The 18,267-nt window shown below is 63.6% G+C and carries 21 protein-coding genes; 14 read left to right on the forward strand and 7 right to left on the reverse strand.

What is annotated here, in order from left to right:
* Positions 1-4: 4 nt before the first annotated feature.
* On the reverse strand, positions 5-592 hold the full coding sequence (locus ACQR3T_RS06080) for an amino-acid N-acetyltransferase (RefSeq protein WP_428692771.1): 588 nt from the start codon (positions 590-592) through the stop codon (positions 5-7).
* 140 nt (positions 593-732) lie between these two features.
* Here ACQR3T_RS06080 and pgsA point away from each other — a divergent pair, with 140 nt between their 5' ends.
* The 5 genes from pgsA to ACQR3T_RS06105 all read left to right on the forward strand — a co-directional run bounded on the left by pgsA (position 733) and on the right by ACQR3T_RS06105 (position 4,122).
* Entirely contained in the window at positions 733-1,440 is a 708-nt protein-coding gene (gene pgsA / locus ACQR3T_RS06085; RefSeq protein ID WP_428692772.1) for a CDP-diacylglycerol--glycerol-3-phosphate 3-phosphatidyltransferase, read from the forward strand.
* 198 nt (positions 1,441-1,638) lie between these two features.
* Positions 1,639-1,980, forward strand: a complete 342-nt coding sequence (locus ACQR3T_RS06090; RefSeq protein WP_032377146.1) for a helix-turn-helix domain-containing protein — start codon at positions 1,639-1,641, stop codon at positions 1,978-1,980.
* Between the two features lie 144 nt (positions 1,981-2,124).
* Positions 2,125-2,937, forward strand: a complete 813-nt coding sequence (locus ACQR3T_RS06095; RefSeq protein ID WP_032377147.1) for a PspA/IM30 family protein — start codon at positions 2,125-2,127, stop codon at positions 2,935-2,937.
* A 42-nt stretch (positions 2,938-2,979) separates the two neighbouring features.
* Positions 2,980-3,849 carry a phage shock envelope stress response protein PspM gene (pspM, locus tag ACQR3T_RS06100; protein ID WP_428692773.1) on the forward strand — a complete coding sequence of 290 codons (870 nt, stop codon included), beginning with the start codon at positions 2,980-2,982 and terminating at the stop codon, positions 3,847-3,849.
* A 99-nt stretch (positions 3,850-3,948) separates the two neighbouring features.
* Positions 3,949-4,122, forward strand: coding sequence for a hypothetical protein (locus ACQR3T_RS06105; protein ID WP_032378230.1), 174 nt, complete (start codon positions 3,949-3,951; stop codon positions 4,120-4,122).
* Positions 4,123-4,134: 12 nt separating this feature from the next.
* Here ACQR3T_RS06105 and ACQR3T_RS06110 read toward each other — a convergent pair whose 3' ends face one another.
* Positions 4,135-5,031: a diacylglycerol kinase gene (locus ACQR3T_RS06110; RefSeq protein ID WP_428692774.1), complete on the reverse strand. Its 897-nt coding sequence runs from the start codon at positions 5,029-5,031 to the stop codon at positions 4,135-4,137.
* A 238-nt stretch (positions 5,032-5,269) separates the two neighbouring features.
* Between ACQR3T_RS06110 and ACQR3T_RS06115 the strand changes: the two genes are divergently transcribed.
* From ACQR3T_RS06115 to ACQR3T_RS06135, 5 genes are all read left to right on the forward strand, one after another.
* A complete protein-coding gene (locus tag ACQR3T_RS06115) occupies positions 5,270-5,890 on the forward strand; it encodes a TetR/AcrR family transcriptional regulator (RefSeq protein ID WP_428693071.1) in 621 nt (206 codons plus the stop codon).
* 72 nt (positions 5,891-5,962) lie between these two features.
* Complete coding sequence (locus ACQR3T_RS06120) at positions 5,963-7,135, forward strand: glycosyltransferase (RefSeq protein WP_428692775.1); 1,173 nt, start codon at positions 5,963-5,965, stop codon at positions 7,133-7,135.
* 10 nt (positions 7,136-7,145) lie between these two features.
* Positions 7,146-7,337, forward strand: coding sequence for a DUF3046 domain-containing protein (locus ACQR3T_RS06125; RefSeq protein WP_032377150.1), 192 nt, complete (start codon positions 7,146-7,148; stop codon positions 7,335-7,337).
* Positions 7,338-7,534: 197 nt separating this feature from the next.
* Entirely contained in the window at positions 7,535-8,572 is a 1,038-nt protein-coding gene (gene recA, locus ACQR3T_RS06130; protein WP_032377151.1) for a recombinase RecA, read from the forward strand.
* Positions 8,573-8,584: 12 nt separating this feature from the next.
* On the forward strand, positions 8,585-9,136 hold the full coding sequence (locus tag ACQR3T_RS06135) for a regulatory protein RecX (protein ID WP_428692776.1): 552 nt from the start codon (positions 8,585-8,587) through the stop codon (positions 9,134-9,136).
* A gap of 107 nt (positions 9,137-9,243) precedes the next feature.
* Here ACQR3T_RS06135 and ACQR3T_RS06140 read toward each other — a convergent pair whose 3' ends face one another.
* The 4 genes from ACQR3T_RS06140 to ACQR3T_RS06155 all read right to left on the reverse strand — a co-directional run bounded on the left by ACQR3T_RS06140 (position 9,244) and on the right by ACQR3T_RS06155 (position 12,496).
* The gene (locus tag ACQR3T_RS06140; RefSeq protein ID WP_428692777.1) at positions 9,244-10,116 is read right to left on the reverse strand and encodes an amino acid ABC transporter permease; all 873 of its coding nucleotides are present in this window, start codon (positions 10,114-10,116) and stop codon (positions 9,244-9,246) included.
* Positions 10,116-10,793 (reverse strand): amino acid ABC transporter permease, encoded by a 678-nt coding sequence (locus tag ACQR3T_RS06145; protein WP_428692778.1) that lies wholly within the window; start codon positions 10,791-10,793, stop codon positions 10,116-10,118. Before ACQR3T_RS06145 ends, ACQR3T_RS06140 begins: the two co-directional genes overlap by 1 nt.
* A gap of 90 nt (positions 10,794-10,883) precedes the next feature.
* A complete protein-coding gene (locus tag ACQR3T_RS06150; RefSeq protein WP_428692779.1) occupies positions 10,884-11,714 on the reverse strand; it encodes a glutamate ABC transporter substrate-binding protein in 831 nt (276 codons plus the stop codon).
* Between the two features lie 53 nt (positions 11,715-11,767).
* A complete protein-coding gene (locus tag ACQR3T_RS06155) occupies positions 11,768-12,496 on the reverse strand; it encodes an amino acid ABC transporter ATP-binding protein (RefSeq protein ID WP_170944851.1) in 729 nt (242 codons plus the stop codon).
* A 282-nt stretch (positions 12,497-12,778) separates the two neighbouring features.
* On the opposite strand from ACQR3T_RS06155, the gene miaB reads away from it, so the two are divergent.
* Together miaB and ACQR3T_RS06165 are read left to right on the forward strand one after the other, a co-directional pair.
* Complete coding sequence (gene miaB / locus ACQR3T_RS06160; protein WP_080730580.1) at positions 12,779-14,296, forward strand: tRNA (N6-isopentenyl adenosine(37)-C2)-methylthiotransferase MiaB; 1,518 nt, start codon at positions 12,779-12,781, stop codon at positions 14,294-14,296.
* Positions 14,293-14,880 carry an Rv2732c family membrane protein gene (locus tag ACQR3T_RS06165; protein WP_032378420.1) on the forward strand — a complete coding sequence of 196 codons (588 nt, stop codon included), beginning with the start codon at positions 14,293-14,295 and terminating at the stop codon, positions 14,878-14,880. Before miaB ends, ACQR3T_RS06165 begins: the two co-directional genes overlap by 4 nt.
* A gap of 40 nt (positions 14,881-14,920) precedes the next feature.
* Here ACQR3T_RS06165 and ACQR3T_RS06170 read toward each other — a convergent pair whose 3' ends face one another.
* A complete protein-coding gene (locus ACQR3T_RS06170) occupies positions 14,921-16,456 on the reverse strand; it encodes a DUF349 domain-containing protein (protein ID WP_428692780.1) in 1,536 nt (511 codons plus the stop codon).
* Between the two features lie 152 nt (positions 16,457-16,608).
* Between ACQR3T_RS06170 and ACQR3T_RS06175 the strand changes: the two genes are divergently transcribed.
* Both ACQR3T_RS06175 and miaA read left to right on the forward strand, forming a co-directional pair.
* Positions 16,609-17,331: a hypothetical protein gene (locus ACQR3T_RS06175; RefSeq protein WP_032378421.1), complete on the forward strand. Its 723-nt coding sequence runs from the start codon at positions 16,609-16,611 to the stop codon at positions 17,329-17,331.
* A complete protein-coding gene (gene miaA, locus ACQR3T_RS06180) occupies positions 17,324-18,259 on the forward strand; it encodes a tRNA (adenosine(37)-N6)-dimethylallyltransferase MiaA (RefSeq protein ID WP_428692781.1) in 936 nt (311 codons plus the stop codon). The genes ACQR3T_RS06175 and miaA overlap by 8 nt, the downstream gene beginning before the upstream one ends.
* The last annotated feature ends 8 nt before the right edge of the window (positions 18,260-18,267 follow it).

Consider the following 18,267-nt stretch of genomic DNA (forward strand, 5'->3'; position numbering starts at 1 on the left):
TCTGTCAGAGAGACAGCAGCATTCGAGTGTTGCCCAGAGTGTTCGGCTTGACGTAGCTCAGGTCCAGGAACTCCGCCACGCCGGTGTCGTACGACCGGCACATCTCCGCATAGACCTCGGCGGTGACGGGGGTTCCGTCGATTTCGGCGAATCCGTGCCGCGAGAAGAAGTCCACCTCGAAGGTCAACACGAACACTTTCTGCAACGCCAGATCACGCGCGACCTCGACGAGTTTGGCGACGATGAGATGCCCGGCACCATGCCCTTTCGCAGCGGGATCGACTGCCACTGTTCGTACCTCGCCGAGATCGGCCCAGAGCACATGCAATGCCCCGCACCCGATGACCTCGCCGTCACGTTCGGCGACCCAGAATTCCTGTACGGCTTCGTAGAGCGTGACGAGGTTCTTCTCGAGCAGAATCCGGCCGGCGTAGATATCGATCAGGCGCTTGATCTCGGGAATGTCCGAGGTCCTGGCACGACGCACGGTGAGGGTGCCGACGTGTGCGGAGCGGCTGTCCGTGGTCTCGGAATGTGCGTCGGATTCGGGATTTGCGTTGTCGCGACTCGCCCGATTCGGCCCAGAAGTCATGGGGTGAACAGTAGTCAGTACCGCAACCGATAAACTTTTCGTGTGTCGTTCAGTGAGCTGTGTCCCCGTCTCGGCGGGTGGACGCTGCGCGAGGGTGGACCTGCCGCCGGATTCGACACTGTCGGTTTGCGAGTTCGACTATGACAGAGCCGGTTGCGCCTGATCAGGGCGTCCCGTCGAGTAGTGGTGAGGCAAACAGTCGTGCCCCGGTCAGCGGTGGCTCCCGCGCCGTGAGTGGTGCGCGCAGCACAGATTTGCCACATGGCAACGCAGGCCCCGGTGGAACGGACGACGTGCCGTTGCTCAACATCGCCAACATCTTGACGGTTCTTCGAATCGCACTGGTGCCGGTGTTTCTCGCGGCGTTGTTCGTGGGGGACGGCCACGACACCACCTGGCGCCTGACAGCAACAGCAGTATTCGCTGTTGCCGCCATCACCGACCGGATCGACGGCCAGGTGGCACGCAAGTACGGTCTGGTCACCGATTTCGGAAAGATGGCAGACCCCATCGCAGACAAGGCACTGATCGGTGCCGCGCTCGTCGGTCTGTCGATGTTGGGCGATCTGTCCTGGTGGGTGACCGTGATCATCGGGGTGCGGGAAATCGGCATCACCGCGGTGCGCTTCGCCGTCATCCGGCACGGTGTGATCCCCGCCGGCCGCGGCGGGAAGGTCAAAACTCTGGTGCAGACATTCGCCATTGGGGTGTACCTGTGCCCGCTGCCGAGTGCGGTCGATCCCGTCGCGATGGCGCTGATGGCTCTCGCGGTTCTGCTGACCGTCTACACCGGCATCGATTACGTGGTGCAGGCCGTTCGGCTGCGCCGAGGAGTGTCCGCCTCGTGAACGCGTCGGCGGGTTACAGTCTTGGCAAACGTGTCGGAGGTGCTTCGGCGCGTGTTGGAGTGAACGGGCATATAGGGTCGGGAACCAATCGGACCGACTGGGACGTTGAACATCATGACGGCTCCGGACGAACGAGATATGAACGTTGTCGTCTCGACGGCTCGGCCGTCGGTACGGACACCAACGAGGAGGAGCGAGATGGCGCTGCTATTGCGTGAAGCACTCGGCGACAGTCTGCGGCGCACTCGCGTCGCACAGAGCCGAACCCTGCGTGAAGTCTCGAATACTGCACGCGTGAGCCTGGGGTATCTCTCCGAGGTGGAACGTGGCCGTAAGGAGGCGTCGAGCGAACTGCTCGCCGCGATCTGCGATGCCCTCGCCGTCCCGCTCTCGGATGTCATGAGCGATGTCAGCGTGACACTGTCCGACGCGTCCATCGCGGCCGCTCGACCCGACGAGGCGGCCGTCGCAACTCGCATCGACGGCGATACCCGTGTCGTGATTCCCGCACCTGCTGCCAGAGCTCTCGCTGCCGCCTAAGATCGGAAAAGTACTCCGTTTCCACTCCTGACCCAGACCAGACACCCGACTTTTTCAGCACGGACAGGTTCATTCCGGTCACTGCGAGAGCAGCCGACCCGTACGCGGCCACCGCGGCGCAACAGATGGAGGCAGGACCACCCCATGGCTAATCCTTTCGTCAAGGCCTGGAAATACATGATGGCGCTCTTCAATTCCAAGATCGACGAGAAGGCCGACCCCAAGGTTCAGATTCAGCAGGCGATCGAAGATGCGCAGCGGCAGCATCAGGCTCTGTCCCAGCAGGCTGCGTCCGTCATCGGTAATCAGCGTCAGCTCGAGATGAAGCTCAGCCGTCAGCTGGACGAGGTCGAGAAGCTCAACGCGAACGCTCGGCAGGCAGTCACGCTGGCAGATCAGGCCGCCACAGCGGGCGATATCGAGAAGGCCACGCAGTACACCAATGCTGCCGAGGCGTTCGCCGCCCAGCTGGTGACCGCCGAGCAGAGCGTCGAGGACCTCAAGGTTCTGCACGATCAGTCACTGCAGGCTGCCACTCAGGCCAAGAAGGCCGTCGAGCAGAACGCAATGGCACTGCAGTCCAAGGTCGCCGAACGCACCAAGCTGCTCAGCCAGCTCGAGCAGGCGAAAATGCAGGAGAAGGTCAGCGAATCGCTGCGCTCGATGGACAGCACGCTGTCCGCTCCCGGTAACACTCCGAGCCTGGACGCTGTTCGCGACAAGATCGAGCGCCGCTACGCCGATGCTCTCGGTTCGGCCGAGTTGGCTCAGAACACCGTCTCGGGCCGCATGCTTGAGGTCCAGCAGGCGTCGGTGCAGATGGCGGGCCACAGCCGGCTCGAGCAAATTCGCGCGTCCATGGCGGGCGACTCGCTGCCGTCCGGCGATTCTGCTGCTGCCAAGCCGTCGATCGCCAAGTCCCCGAACGCAACGCCCGAGCCCCCGGCCCAGGCGTGATCGTCCGGACGAACACGCCTGTCGACTGACACCACTCTCGGCATGGGTAGAAAAGAACACGAATCGGGCCGGTGTCGTAAGCGGCCGGCCGTTTCGCTCGATCGGGACTCCATTACCGCGGCGGTAGCGGAGTCGGGCGCGGTGGTGCGGTCTCTGGCGGAATCGGCGCGCACTGTCGGTGCGTCCGTGTTCGATGCTGCCGGACGTCGAAAAGATCCTCGGGCCAAGCATCTGAAGAAGATTCGTCGAGCCAGACGACGGGGAATACGGTTCGGAGCCGCCTCCAGCACCACGGCAGCAGGAACAGCAGGACTGGCTGTGCTGTCTGCACCGGAGTGGTCGCTGTTCGTCGGCGGCGGAGGTGCAGCGCTCATGGCCGTTCCGGCTGTCTTCGCGGTCACCCGGCTCCGACGGCTGCGATCCCAGCCGGTTCCCGTGGGGATACCGGCCAGGCGCACGTTGCCTCAGCGCGGATCTGCCGCATACGAACCGATGGCCCGGCTGGCCGGAGCCGAGAAGAGTCTGTTCGAGCTGTTGGGAATTCTGGCGAGATCCGAGACGATCGGGACCGACGAGGTGGAAGAGACGATCGGTGTGGCCTCGGACGCTGCCCAGGGCCTCGAGGGTGTCGCCGTCGACATCGCCGCTCTGGAACGAGCAGGGGCAGCCAGCTTCGCCACACGTGAACATCTGCGCATTGGAATAGATTCGGCTGCAGCAGACCTCGCGGCCGGAGTCGATCAATACGAACAACTGGTCGCGGCCGCTGCACGCATGACCGGACCGGCTGCATTCACATCGACGACCGTTGTGGACGTCCACCGCCGCGAGCTCGAGTCGGCCACCGACCGATTGCAAGGATGGGCCGAGGCACTCACCGAGATCGATCGGATTCGGGCGCGGCACCGCTGACACAATTCAGGGTTCACCCCGATGTGCTCGGAGCGCACCGATGCCAAGATCGGAATACGCGACACGACACGGTGCGCGTCGATACGGTTGGAGTTCCACATGTTCTGGAAAGTGCTCGGATTCATCGTCCTGGTCTGGATCGCACTCGCGCTGCTCGGCACCATCATCAAGGGTGTGTTCTGGCTGGTTGTGGCCGGTGCGATCGTGTTGGGACTGGTGTGGCTGTACAAAGCGATCTCGTCGAACGACGACCACCCTTCGCTCAAGTTCTGACTCGTCTGTCCCTCAACCTCCCGACGAGCGATTCCGGGCTACGAACACCCTTAGAGCACCCGGTACGGTCTGCACTGTGACCGGAAGATCGCCGACGCGTTCACCGTCCGCATATGCGACGATTCCCTCGCACCTGAGGGTGACCCGTTCCGACGTGTAGGTGTCGACCTCGGGGAGATCGATGTGCGTTCCCCGGTAGAGGGTAGGCGACATCCTGAGAAGTCGAGTTCGGCTCACTCCCCGCACGACGGTGATGTCGAGCAGTCCGTCGTCCACTCGAGCCGCGGGGCATATCTCCATCCCGCCGCCGTAACAGCTGCCGTTTCCGACGGCGACCAGTGTGGCGTCGACCCGAAGTTCGGCATCGTCCAATTCCAAGATGTACGAAAGTTTTTCGAGCGTGGCCAACTGCAGAATCATGGCTGCGTTGTAGCGCAGGGGACCGCCGAACCATCCAAGTCGACCGGCTCTCTCGGTGACCAGGGAATCGAAACCACTGGACAAGACGGTTGCAAACCACCGGTCACCGACTCGACCCAAATCGATCGTTCGCGTGAGATCGTCGGCGACGACGTCAGCTGCCCGGACTGCATCGCCCCGAGGTATCCCCAGAACGCGGGCCAGATCGTTTCCGGTGCCCGCAGGTATCAGACCCAACGGGGTGTCGGTGCCGGCGAGTACCTGGATCACGAGATTGACCAGCCCGTCGCCGCCGACCGCGACCACGGCATCCGTTCCGCTGTCGACGGCTCTGTTCAACAATGCCAACGCGTCTCCCGGGGTGCGGCCTTCGATGGCCGTGACGTGAATTTCGCGTTCGCGGAGTCGTGCCACGGCACGCCGACCGGTATGCGCTGCGCGCCCACCACCGGCCGTCGGATTGGTCAGCACTGTTACCGATCGGGTCATGGTCGTCCGGATTCGTCGGTCACGTCGATCAGCTTGCCAGGGTTGACGATTGCCGTGTCGGTGACCGGCGCTATTCCCCGTCGTCTCTCTTCGGCGTAGATTGCCGATTCGTGCTCTCGCTGAATCGAGGACCGAATGTGACCGAAGCCGTGAGGTACAGTAACGAAATTAGTTGATCCGGCCCGTGGTACTGATCTTCGGCCCATAGTGTGAAGGGTGGCACGTGACCGAGCGACCGGTGTCGAGTCCTGCCTCGTCTCAGTCCACGCATTCGTGCGAGACGGATGCGCCCGAGAAGTCGATCGAAGACTCCGTCCTCGATGCGGCCCGATCGTGCATCCTCGAGCATGGTGTCCGGCGCACCACCCTGGCCGAGATCGCCCGACGAGCCGAGGTCAGCAGACCTACTGTCTACCGGAGATGGACGGATACCCGGGCAGTGGTGTCCAGCCTGCTCACCCGCGAGATCAGCGCACTCATACCGAGCTTCGACGCGACCGCGTCCGGTCGAGAGCAGATCGTGTCCGCTGTGGGCGAGGCTGCCGATCGGATCCGAATCCACCCGCTGTTCGTGAAGATTCTGCGTTCCGATTCCGATGTGCTCGCTACGTACATCCTGCATCGGCTCGGTACCAGTCAATCGTTGATCATCGATACTTTGACGTCGTTGGTGGTTGTGGGACAACGTGATTCGTCGATTCGCCCCGGGGATCCCACGACGTTGGCAACGATGTTGCTGTTGATGGTGCAGTCGGCTGTCCAGTCCGCCGAGATGGTGTCCGAGCGCATCCCGGGTGCCGAGGTGATGCACCAGATGGCGTATGCGGTCGATGCCTATCTGCGTCCCCGGAGTGCGTGACGGGATTTCGTTGACCTGTAGTGATCTCGACACGCGTCGAGTTCGTGGAGTCGGGTGTGGCACGCTGGGCCGGTGCGAGTTGCAGTGGTGGCCGGGCCCGATCCGGGGCATGCGTTTCCGGCCATTGCCCTGTCTCTGTTGTTTCGTCGGGCCGGTGACGAACCGGTCCTGTTCACCGGAAGTCGTTGGGTGCCCGACGCCCGTGCGCTCGGGCTTCGGGCATTCCCGTTGGGCGGACTGACACCGCGACCGGAGGACGACGATCTGGACGCCGGACAGCGTATCCACTCTCGCGCGGCGTTCGTCTCCACCGAATTGTTGCCCGACCTCGAGCGGGAGAACGTCGATCTCGTGGTGTCCGACATCCTGACCGCAGGAGGCGGCATGGCTGCCGAGCGGCTCGGTACACCCTGGGTCGAGCTCTCGCCCCATCCTCTGTATTCACCCTCGAAAGGGTTGCCGCCCATCGGAAGTGGCTTGGCTCCCGGCACCGGTCTTCGTGGCAGGCTGCGCGATACCGTGATGCGCGCGCTGACGGCACGCTCGATCGCGCAGGGGCGGACTCAACGCTCCCTCGCCAGGACGAGTATCGGGCTACCCGCCCGGGATCCGGGCCCGAGTGCTCGTCTGATTGCCACCATTCCCGCGTTGGAGGTGGAGCGACCCGACTGGCCCGAGGACGCGCACGTGATCGGTCCGTTGCTGTGGGAGCCGACCGACGATCTGCTCGAGCTGCCGGACGGCGAATCCCCTTTGGTGATGGTCGCCCCGTCGACGGCGTTCACCGGTGCCGAGGGAATGCTCGAGATGGCGCTGAAAGGGTTGGACGGCACCGGGGTTCGGGTCGTGGCGTCGGTTCTCGACGGGGTCCCCGATGTACTGCCGAACTGGGCGAATGCGGGCCTCGGTCGGCAGGACGAGCTTCTGCGTCACGCCGATGTGGTGGTGTGCGGTGGTGGTCATGGCATGTTGGCCAAAGCTCTCATTCACGGAGTTCCGGCGGTGACCGTGCCCGGTGGCGGTGATCAGTGGGAACTGGCGAATCGGGCCGCGCGTCAGGGGAGCGCCGTGATCGTGCGACCCCCTACGGCAACGTCGATCGCCGGCGCGGTGGCCGACGTTCTCGCCGATCCGCGATTTGCCCGGGCTGCCGCCGTGGCGGCGGCAGGCGCGAAGTCCGTCGAAGATCCGGTGACGGTATGCCACGAGGTCCTCGCCCGGAACGCGCGAGGGACGGGACGTTAGGGTTGACGATGTGCGTCTGACCGAATTTCGTGAACTGCTCACCGAGGAGTTCGGCTCCGTTCGAGGCAATTCCCTGTTGACCGATCATGTGCTGTCCGGGATCGGACGAACCGGGGCTCAGGCCATCGAGGAGGGCGTCGACCCGAGGGAAGTGTGGCGCTCGATCTGCTACGAGTTCGACGTTCCCAGAGAACGCTGGTAGCGCTCTGCGGATCGGATCGAGTTTGCTCGGCGTGTCGAACGTCGTGGTAGTTGACTCGAACACGTGTTCCCCTATGCTGGTGTCAACGGTTGCTGAGCGGTCCAGAGAAACTTCTTGTCGGTACCCCGTTCTAGCGTTACCGACGACAAAGCTGATCGACACGACACAGCTGAACGACACGACACAGGGAGCTCACGATGGCTGCATACGATCGCGACAAAGCACTCGATCTCGCACTCGCGCAGATCGACAAGAACTTCGGCAAGGGTTCGGTGATGCGCCTCGGTGACGAGGTCCGCCAGCCCATTGCCGTCATCCCCACAGGATCGATCGCGCTCGATGTGGCACTCGGCATCGGAGGGTTGCCGCGTGGACGTGTCATCGAGGTCTACGGCCCGGAGTCCTCGGGTAAGACCACCGTTGCCTTGCACGCGGTGGCCAGCGCTCAGCGGGCCGGCGGCATCGCTGCCTTCATCGACGCGGAGCATGCACTGGATCCGGACTACGCGAAGAAGCTCGGTGTCGACACCGATGCTTTGCTGGTCTCGCAGCCCGATACCGGCGAGCAAGCCCTCGAAATCGCCGACATGCTGATCCGTTCGGGCGCACTCGATATCCTCGTGATCGACTCGGTGGCTGCACTCGTGCCGCGCGCCGAGATCGAAGGCGAGATGGGCGACAGTCACGTGGGTCTGCAGGCTCGCCTGATGAGCCAGGCGCTGCGCAAGATCACCGGCGCGATGAGCAACTCCGGCACCACCGTCATCTTCATCAACCAGTTGCGCGAGAAGATCGGCGTCATGTTCGGCTCTCCCGAAACCACCACCGGTGGTAAGGCATTGAAGTTCTACGCCTCGGTTCGCCTCGACATCCGCCGCATCGAGACCCTGAAGGACGGAACCGACGCCATCGGTAACCGCACTCGGGTCAAGGTCGTCAAGAACAAGGTCGCGCCGCCGTTCAAGCAGGCCGAGTTCGACATCATCTACGGCAAGGGCATCAGCCGCGAGGGCTCGTTGATCGACATGGGCGTCGAGCACGGCTTCATTCGTAAGTCGGGTTCGTGGTTCACCTACGAGGGCGATCAGCTCGGCCAGGGCAAGGAGAACGCCCGCAAGTTCATGCTCGAGAACCCCGATGTGCGGGACGAGATCGAGAAGAAGATCATGGAGAAGCTGCAGATCGGCGCGGACGTCACCGCGGAGGAGCCTGCAGTCGCTCCGGTCGACTTCTAACCTGTTGTCGCTGTGCAGCAGCGAGACGAGGGTGGCGGCACCGAGGCGCAGGCGAAAGATGTCTGCCTTCGGCTGCTGACCGACCGAGCACGTAGCAGGCACGAACTCGAAGCGAATCTTGCGAAGAAGGGCTTCACTGCCGAGATCACGGCCGCAGTTCTCGACCGGCTCGAAAAGGCAAAGCTTGTCGACGACGAGTCCTTCGCGCAGCAATGGGTCCAATCCCGGCACAAGTTTTCAGGCAAGGGCAAACGCGCGCTGAGCATGGAGCTCCGAAACAAGGGCGTCAGCAGCGAGCTCGCTGTAAGCGCATTGGATCTGATCGATGCCGACGACGAGCGCCACCGTGCAGGTGAATTGGTACGCAAGCGATTTCGCACCCTGAGGCTGCCTGATCCGAGTGGTCCGGATGCCCGTGTGGAGCGAGACAAGGTAGTCCGCAAGCTGGTCGGTATGCTCGCTCGCCGCGGATACTCGCAAGGAATGGCATTTGCGGTGGTCAAAGAAGAACTCGACCGCGCAGGTGCAGACACCGAAGACTTCGACGGCCCCGACTCGATGTGATCGTCCACCTCGAGGCGGTGCCGTCGAGAAACAGTAAGGCCCGCAACACCACCGGTGTTGCGGGCCTTACTTGTAAAGGATTTCCGAATGTTTCAGCTGATGCTAGGTCAGGCTGCCTGACCGCCGTCGAGAGCAGGAACGACATCGGCGGTGCCGCCCTTACGCTTTCGCGATCGCAGTCGACGTTCGACCACGGTGGCCAGCTTCGTCAGCGCGGAGTTGATGATGATCATGATGACAGCCACGATCACCAGCGACGGCAGATAGTTGCTGTAGAACGCGCCGACCTGTTGACCGGAGCGGACGACTTCGACGTACCCGATGACGTAACCGAGCGCCGAGTCCTTCAGCGCCACCACCATCTGCGAAATGATCGCCGGGAGCATGGCGGTGACGGCCTGGGGGAGCAGGACCAGCAGCATGACCTGGCTCTTGCGCATGCCCAGTGCCGACGCGGCTTCGCGTTGACCCTTCGGCAGCGAATTGACACCGGCGCGGACGATCTCGGCGATGACCGAACCGTTGTACAGAGTCAGGCCTGTGACCACGGCAGCCAAGGCAAGATACTTGACCTTGAAGACCTCGTAGTCGGCGTACACCGCGTACAGGAAGATCATCAGGATGAGTACGGGAACTGCGCGGAACACCTCGACGAATGCGCCACTGATCACCCGTACCACCCGGTGATCGGAGAGCCTGCCGATACCTAGGGCCGCACCGAGAATCAATGCGAACACGATCGACAGTGCCGCGGCGATCAACGTTCCCTGAATACCGGGCAACAGATACGTGGTCCACGTGGTCGATTCGAGGAATGGACTCCACTTGTCCGCGGTCAGCTGACCTTTGGAGTCGAGTGCGCGATAGATCAGGAACGCGATTCCCAGGGAGAAGACCGCGACTACGCCCGACAGAATGCGATACCGCAGTACTGCCTTGGGCCCGGGTACGTCGTACAGGACTGCTACTGCATCACTCATCATGACACCGCCAATCGCTTGCTGATGTAGCCGAACAGCAGCCCGGTCGGGAGCGTCAGGATCATGAAGCCGAGGGCAAAGATGCCGCCGACGACGAAGATCGCGGCTTCGTTCTCGATCATCTCTTTCATCAGGAACGATGCTTCGACAACACCGATGACCGAGGCGATGGTCGTGTTTTTCGTCAGTGCAATCAGAACGCTACCCAGCGGTCCGACCACTGCGCGAAATGCCTGAGGCAACACGACAATGCTCACGTTCTGGGTAAAGGTCATGCCCAGAGAACGGCCTGCTTCGGCTTGCCCGACCGGCACCGTGTTGATTCCCGATCGCAATGATTCGGCCACGAACGACGCGGTGTACACGCTCAAGCCGAGTACAGCGAGTCGAAAATTGTTGTCCACGAGCCCCGTTGGAGAGGATTGCGACGCCAACGAGACACCCAAGGTCTGGAACAGGCCGAAGGAGGTGAACAGAATGATCAATGTCAGGGGGGTGTTACGAAAGATCGTGACGTACACGGTGGCGATCGCTCGCGCTATCGGGATAGGCGAAACGCGCATGGCTGCGACCAGCGTCCCGATGATCAACGCACCGATCGCCGACAGCACTGTCAACTGGATCGTCGTGACGAATACCTCGACGAGTTGACTGCCGTACTTGCTCAATAGGTTCAAGGTGCCTCAGGTCCTTACGGCTCAGAGAGAAGTCAGGCCACCGAGTACGGCTACCAAAGGTTGCGTAGCGGTACCCGGCGGCGTGATGGATCAGTAACGATCGACTGTGGGGGCCTCGGGCAACGGGTAACCCGAGGCACCGACGGTCTCATCGAATGCCTGCTCCCAGGCACCGCTGGAGATCATTTCCTCGATGGCGTCGTTGATCTTGTTACGACCGTCGGTGTCGTCCTTGTTCAGGCCGATGCCGTAGTTCTCTGTGGTGAACGGCTCGCCGACCACTTTGAGCTGGCCTGGGAACTGGGCAGCGTAGCCGGCCAGGATGATGTCGTCGGTGGTGACGGCATCGATGGAGTTGTTATTGAGGGCTTCGACGCACGCGGAATACGTGTCGTAGTTCTGGAGCTGGACACCGGGATACTCGTCGGCGATATTCTGAGCCGGCGTCGAACCGGAGACTGAGCAGAGCCTCTTTCCTTCGAGCGAGGCAGGTCCGGTGATATCGGTGTTGTCGTTACGGACCAGCAGTGACTGGCCCGCCACGAAGTACGGTCCGGCGAAGCCGACCTTCTCCTTGCGGGTGTCGGTGATCGAGTAGGTGGCGACGATGTAGTCGACCTCGCCGTTTTCGATCAGGGTCTCGCGCTGTGCCGAGGGAGACTCCTTGAATTCGATGTTCGCCTCGTCGACGCCGAGCTTGCCTGCGACGTACTTGGCGACCTCGACGTCGAATCCGCTGAAGGTGCCGTCCGGATTGCGCAGACCGAGGCCGGGCTGATCGAACTTGATGCCGACGATGAGGTTGCCGGATTCGGCGCTGCTCGAGATGGTGCGGGCTTCTTCGCCGCCGCCGCAGGCGGTGGCGACGATGGAGAGAGCGGCGATGGCGACACCGAAGCGAAGCGGTCGGGTGATTCTCACAGTGAATGTCCTTAAGGATCGGTTCGGGTATACGGGGTGAACGGTGAAGCGGGTCAGTGACCGAGGATCTTGCCGAGGAAGTCCTTGGCGCGTTCGGACTTGGGGGACTTGAAGAAGGTTTCGGGATCGGTGTCCTCGACGACGGCTCCGTCGGCCATGAAGATGACGCGGTCGCCTGCCTTGCGGGCGAAGCCCATCTCGTGGGTGACGACGAGCATCGTCATGCCCTCTTTGGCAAGCGAGGTCATGACGTCGAGCACCTCGTTGACCATTTCGGGGTCGAGGGCCGAGGTGGGCTCGTCGAACAGCATCACCTTGGGGTTCATGGCGAGCGATCGAGCGATGGCGACACGCTGCTGCTGACCACCGGAGAGCTGAGCGGGGTACTTGTCGGCCTGGTTGGCGATGCCCACGCGTTCGAGCAGAGCCAACGCGCTCTTCTCTGCCTCGTCCTTCTTCTGCTTGCGCACCTTCATGGGCGCGAGCATGACGTTCTGCAGGATTGTCTTGTGAGCGAACAGGTTGAACGACTGGAACACCATGCCCACGTCGGCACGCAGTGCCGCAAGAGCCTTTCCTTCGGCGGGGAGTAGATCTCCGTCGACCTCGATGGCACCGGAATCGATCGGCTCCAACCGGTTGATCGTTCGGCACAGAGTCGACTTACCCGATCCGGAAGGACCCACGACGATGACGACCTGACCGGCCGGCACTTCCAGGTTGATGTCCTTGAGGACGTGCAGATCACCGAAATGTTTGTCGACGGATTTGAGCGAGATCATCGAAGGTGCGCCCGGCGGGGGTGTCGATGCCGGCGCGTCGGTGGCGTGCGTCATAAGTCGAAACCCTATGCGTAGTTTCCTCGCCGACCGGCGTTTTCGCCTGCCATCTTCGATTATGTAATGGAAACTTTACTGTCGGCCCGCATCGGCCCTGCACAGTCTGTGGTGGAGCCTGCGACCCCGGCGGGCCGGTCGGTGCGATGGACGTACCCTGGAGGGGTGCAGACGAGTGTTTTTCCGACCGTGGACGTGGCCGATCGTGGGAGTACCGATCCCGTGCCGGTGACCGACCCGTCGGCGGCAGTTCCCCGCAGCTACGAGGTGCGCACGCACGGTTGTCAGATGAACGTTCACGATTCCGAGCGGCTGTCGGGTCTGTTGGAGGAGGCCGGCTACGTTCCGGCGGATGCCGGCACCGATGCCGATCTCGTCGTCTTCAACACGTGTGCGGTGCGGGAGAACGCCGACAACAAGCTCTACGGCAACCTCGGCATGTTGCGGCCGGCGAAAACGCGAAACCCCAACATGCAGATCGCTGTCGGTGGCTGCCTGGCTCAGAAGGATCGCAACACGGTGGTCGACAAGGCTCCGTGGGTCGACGTCGTGTTCGGCACCCACAACATCGGGTCGCTGCCGGTGTTGCTCGAGCGCGCCAGGCACAACGAGCAAGCCCAGGTCGAGATTCTCGAGTCCCTGGAAGCTTTTCCGTCCACCCTGCCCGCGAAGCGGGAGTCGACGTACGCGGGCTGGGTGTCGATCTCCGTGGGCTGCAACAACACCTGCACCTTCTGCATCGTCCCGGCGCTGCGCGGCAAGGAGATCGACCGCCGACCGGGCGACATCCTCGCCGAGGTGCAGGCTTTGGTGGACCAAGGTGTGCTCGAAGTGACGCTGCTCGGTCAGAACGTCAATGCCTACGGTGCCTCGTTCGCCGATCCGGACATGCCTCGTGATCGCGGCGCGTTCGCGTCGCTGCTGACCGCCTGCGGCTCGATCGAGGGGCTCGAGCGGGTGCGCTTCACGTCTCCGCATCCGGCCGAATTCACCGATGACGTCATCGAGGCGATGGCGTCCACTCCGAACATCTGCCCCACTCTGCACATGCCGCTGCAGTCCGGATCGGATCGAATCCTCAAGGCGATGCGCAGGTCCTATCGGCAGACGAAGTTCATGGGCATCATCGACAAAGTGCGCGCGGCCATGCCGCACGCAGCCATCACCACCGACATCATCGTCGGCTTCCCGGGTGAGACCGAAGAGGATTTCGAGCACACCCTCGACGTGGTGCGACGCGCGAAGTTCGCCAATGCCTACACCTTCCAGTACTCCAAGCGTCCGGGCACACCGGCTGCCGACATGCCCGACCAAATCCCCAAAGAGGTTGTGCAGGAACGGTATCTGCGGTTGATCGCGTTGCAGGAAGAGATCGTTCTCGCCGCCAACCAGGCGCTGATCGGAACCGAGGTCGAACTGCTCGTCGCCACCGGTGAAGGGCGCAAGAATGCGGCCACGCATCGGATGAGCGGTCGAGCACGAGACGGTCGACTCGTGCACTTCGCCGTCGACGCCGACAGAGCAAGCGAGATTCGCCCGGGCGACGTCGTCACCACCACCCTCACCGCGGCCGCTCCGTACCACCTCATCGCCGATGCGGGAGTGCTCACGCACCGACGCACGGCAGCAGGCGACGCCCACGAACGCGGCGTCATGCCCAAGACGGCACCGATCGGTGTCGGCCTCGGACTTCCCTCGATCGGCGCACCGGCGCCGCTTCCGGTGCAGACAGGATGCAACGTATGACCGAGACAGACGGACCCGACCGCGTCGTACCTTCTCGATCCGCAGAGGAACTCGGACGAACCGAGAGAGCGGTGATGACCGAGTTGGACCCCGGCGCGCGGGCCATGGTCGTGGCCGGGCTGGTGCTGGTCCTACTGGTCACATTCGCGTTGCCGCACACCGGATCTGCCAGCGGATTCGATGTGCTCTCGGGTAGCGATGCGGCAGTCGCCGAATCGATTGCACTGCCGTCGCGGATCTTCGTCGTGCTGGTGCTGACGTTCGGTGTGGTCATGTCCGTACTGGCGCTCGTCACCCGCATGTGGGCGTTGGCCTGGGCGGCGCTAGCCGGCTGCGCGGTGTCGTCGGTGTTCGGGATGCTCTCGATCTGGTCGAGGCAGACCGTGCCGGACAACCTGCAGGGCGCCGGGCCGGGGATCGGTCTGATCATCGCGTGGATCGCCGTGATGGCGTTGACATTCCACTGGCTCAAAGCAGTGTGGAACAAGACGAATTCGCAACTCGCAGCTCAGGAACAACGACGCATCGCGGCCGCGTCGGGCGAACAGAAGCTGCGACTGTGGGACGGCCACTCGGCCCCTTAGGTCCGACCGACCGTCCCCAGTCAGGAGTGCCGTTGACGAATCACAGCTCGTCTACGGCACTCTCGGCCGCGTCGGCCCACTCACGCCACTGCTGCGCCTGAGCCAGTGCACGCTCGGCGTCCTTGGTTTTTCCTGCTGCCGTCGCCTTTGCCGCCTGATCCTCGAACTGGGCCACCCGTTCGCGGAACTGAGCAGCGCGGGCGACCGCCTCGGGGTCGGAACGACGCCACTGCGACTCCACGGCGTCGTGCACGGACTTCTCGATCGCGCGCAGTTTGCCTTCGAGTTCCTGCATCTTCTCGCGCGGAACCTTGCCGATGGCATCCCACTTGTCCTGCAGGTCGCGCAGTGCGGATCGAGCCGCATCGAGATCCTTGCTCGGATCGATGTGAGTCTTGGCCAACAGAGCTTCCTTGGCCTCGGCGTTGGCTTCGAACTCGGCATCCCGCTCGGAAGCCGCCGCGTTCCGTGCCGCGAAGAACACGTCCTGGGCAGCCTTGAAGTTCTTCCACAGGGCGTCGTCGGCGTCGCGAGGAGCCCGCCCCGACGCCTTCCACTCCACCAGAAGATCGCGGAACGCGGCCGCAGTGGGACCCCAGTCCGTCGACGAGGACAACGCCGTGGCGCGCTCGACCAACTCTTCCTTGCGGACTTTCGCGGCCCCTCGTTCGCGATCCAGATCGGCGAAGTGCGCGCCGCGGCGGCGGTTGAAGTTCTCCCGGGCCTTGGAGTAGCGCTTCCACAGGGCATCGTCGACCTTGCGGTCCACCCCGCGAATCGTCTTCCATTCGTCGAGAATCTCGCGTAGCCGATCTCCGGCCTGCTTCCACTGCGTCGATTCGCTGCCGATCTGCTCGGCCTCGGTTGCGAGAGCCTCCTTGCGAGCAGTGTGCTCGGCTCGTTCGAGTTCTTTCTCGTGCTTGGCCACGGCCGCTGCGGCGTCGGAGTGCTCGACGACGGCGTCGAGTCGTCGGGCGAGCAGGTCGAGATCGCCGATGACCGCAGCGGTCGGCAGACTCTCCAGCAACGAGGAGGCGGCGGCCTTGGTCTTCTTGGCATCGCCGGTGCCCGAGGTCAATCGAGCCTCGAGCAGACCGACCTCCGTGGCCAGGTCGTCGTAGCGACGACCGAAATGTGCGAGGCCCTCGGCTGCGTCGCCGGCCTGCCAGGACCCGATCTGCCGCTCGCCGTCGGCGGTGGTCACCCACGCGGTGCCGTCGTCGTCGACTCTGCCGAACTTGCTTGGATCGCTTGCCGGGGCGACCGTGGGGACCACGGCGGCGACGTGCGAGGACGCCGGGTGGGGTTTGGCTCCGGCCGAACCGCCGGGACGAGGAGAACCAGCACCTGGGCCGCCTGGCTTGGGGCCACCACCGGGCTTCGGCCCCCCGCCTGGCTTGGGGCCACTGCCTGGCTTGGGGCCACTGCCTGGCTTCGGTGCACTGCCTTGCTCGGTTACACGGCCTGGCTCGGATCCGCCGGTGGTCGAGGTGCCGGGCTGGGCGGCACCGGGGGTCGGGGCAGGTGCATCCGAGGATGTGGCCTCGGTGGGCGTGCCGGCGTTCGGGTCGGTCATTGTTCCTCATCTCTGCCGCGCGTCACGGCTGCCTTCACTCGCGATCTGGACACCATTGAACTAGGTGACGACCGATCGGACCATTGAAACAGCTCAGACGACTCGAGGTGGACTCGTCCGGCCAAGTCGCGCCACCGACTACCGTGGTGTTCGTGTTTCGTGCCGCGGCCCTGGTGCCCTCTCCACCGTTGCTCGTCCCCGAACTGATGGGCTCCAGTGCTGCCGAGACGGCCGATCTTCGTGCCGCCGCGGCCGACGCGGTGACGCAGCTGACGTCGAAGGTCGACCGGTGGATGGCGATCGGTGTCGATCACAGCGAAGAGACGTACGACGCGACCACAGTCGGTACGTTTCGCGGCTTCGGCGTCGACATCGTGGTGCGACTGTCCGATCGACCGTCGTCGACTCTGCCGGACCCCGAACTGCCGTTGTCCGTCCTTGTCGCCGGTTGGTTGCGCGGAACGAGCGATCCCGACTCTGCGGTCGAGGTCCGGACGGTCCCCGCCGACGCGAGTGCCCGATGGTGCGCGACACACGGCGCGCAGCTGCGGCGCGAACTCGACGCGTCGTCCGAGAGCTGGGGCATTCTGGTGCTGGCAGACGGCGCGAACACGTTGACTGCGAAGGCACCGGGCTCGTTCGACGAGCGGGCCGAAGCGATCGAGCAGCGGATCGACGATGCCCTCGCCGCGGCCGATGTCGATGCGCTGGCGAACCTCGATGCGGAACTGTGCGCGGCGGTCGGCGTCGGCGGACGGTCAGCATGGCAGGTACTGGCGGCCACGGTCGGCTCGGACACCATCACGGCTACCGAGCTCTATCGTGGGGCTCCCTTCGGCGTCGGGTACTACGTCGGAACGTGGTCCCGTGCCTGACGAACCCGACTCGTACGATCCGTCCACGACTCCGATCGCGGTGATCGGGCCGACGGCCACGGGCAAGTCCGATCTGGCACTCGATCTAGCAGAGAAGCTCGGCGGCGAGATCGTCAACATCGACGCGATGCAGCAATACCGAGGGATGGACATCGGGACCGCGAAGCTGTCGGTGGCAGAGCGTCGCGGCATACCGCACCACCAGTTGGATGTGCTCGAGGTCACCGATATCGCGACCGTTGCGCGCTACCAGGGTGCTGCCGTCGCGGACGTCGACGACATCCGATCCAGAGGCCGGCGACCGATCATCGTCGGCGGATCGATGATGTACGTGCAATCACTGCTCGACGAGTGGGCCTTTCCGGCCACGGATCCGGTCGTCCGCGGGAAATGGGAAGACGTGCTCGAACGCGACGGGGTCGACGAGATCCATCGCGCGTTGACGGCGGCCGATCCCGAGGCCGCCGCGTCGATTCTGCCCACCGACGGTCGTCGTATGGTCCGCGCGCTGGAGGTGGTGGAGCTGACCGGGAAACCGTTCGCGGCATCGGCCCCGAAGATCGGTGAACCACGTTGGGGCGCAATCATATTGGGAGTCGATCGCGACACTGTAGAACTGGACGAGCGAATCGACACCCGCACCCGGCGGATGTTCGAGACCGGACTGCTCGACGAGGTGGAAGGCTTGCTCGGACTCGGATTGCGCGAAGGGGTCACGGCGTCGCGGGCGATCGGGTACGCGCAGGCTCTGGACGTATTGGCGGGGGAATACGACGTCGAGCACGCCCGCGAGCGCACGTTCATCGGCACCAGGCGTTACGTGCGACGGCAGCGTTCCTGGTTCCGCCGAGACGACCGGGTGTGCTGGCTCGACGGCGCGTCGTCCACGTTGACCTCGGACGCCCTGGGTGTCATCGACCCCCCGTAGACTCGAGA

Source organism: Rhodococcus sp. IEGM1428, assembly GCF_050321865.1.
GTDB lineage: Bacteria > Actinomycetota > Actinomycetes > Mycobacteriales > Mycobacteriaceae > Rhodococcoides.

Coding starts and splice junctions, on each gene's coding strand:
- ACQR3T_RS06080 (WP_428692771.1), bottom strand. CDS start 592: ATGACTTCTGGGCCGAATCGGGCGAGTCGCGACAACGCAAATCCCGAA.
- pgsA (WP_428692772.1), top strand. CDS start 733: ATGACAGAGCCGGTTGCGCCTGATCAGGGCGTCCCGTCGAGTAGTGGT.
- ACQR3T_RS06090 (WP_032377146.1), top strand. CDS start 1,639: ATGGCGCTGCTATTGCGTGAAGCACTCGGCGACAGTCTGCGGCGCACT.
- ACQR3T_RS06095 (WP_032377147.1), top strand. CDS start 2,125: ATGGCTAATCCTTTCGTCAAGGCCTGGAAATACATGATGGCGCTCTTC.
- pspM (WP_428692773.1), top strand. CDS start 2,980: ATGGGTAGAAAAGAACACGAATCGGGCCGGTGTCGTAAGCGGCCGGCC.
- ACQR3T_RS06105 (WP_032378230.1), top strand. CDS start 3,949: ATGTTCTGGAAAGTGCTCGGATTCATCGTCCTGGTCTGGATCGCACTC.
- ACQR3T_RS06110 (WP_428692774.1), bottom strand. CDS start 5,031: ATGACCCGATCGGTAACAGTGCTGACCAATCCGACGGCCGGTGGTGGG.
- recA (WP_032377151.1), top strand. CDS start 7,535: ATGGCTGCATACGATCGCGACAAAGCACTCGATCTCGCACTCGCGCAG.
- ACQR3T_RS06140 (WP_428692777.1), bottom strand. CDS start 10,116: ATGAGTGATGCAGTAGCAGTCCTGTACGACGTACCCGGGCCCAAGGCA.
- ACQR3T_RS06155 (WP_170944851.1), bottom strand. CDS start 12,496: ATGATCTCGCTCAAATCCGTCGACAAACATTTCGGTGATCTGCACGTC.
- ACQR3T_RS06165 (WP_032378420.1), top strand. CDS start 14,293: ATGACCGAGACAGACGGACCCGACCGCGTCGTACCTTCTCGATCCGCA.
- ACQR3T_RS06170 (WP_428692780.1), bottom strand. CDS start 16,456: ATGACCGACCCGAACGCCGGCACGCCCACCGAGGCCACATCCTCGGAT.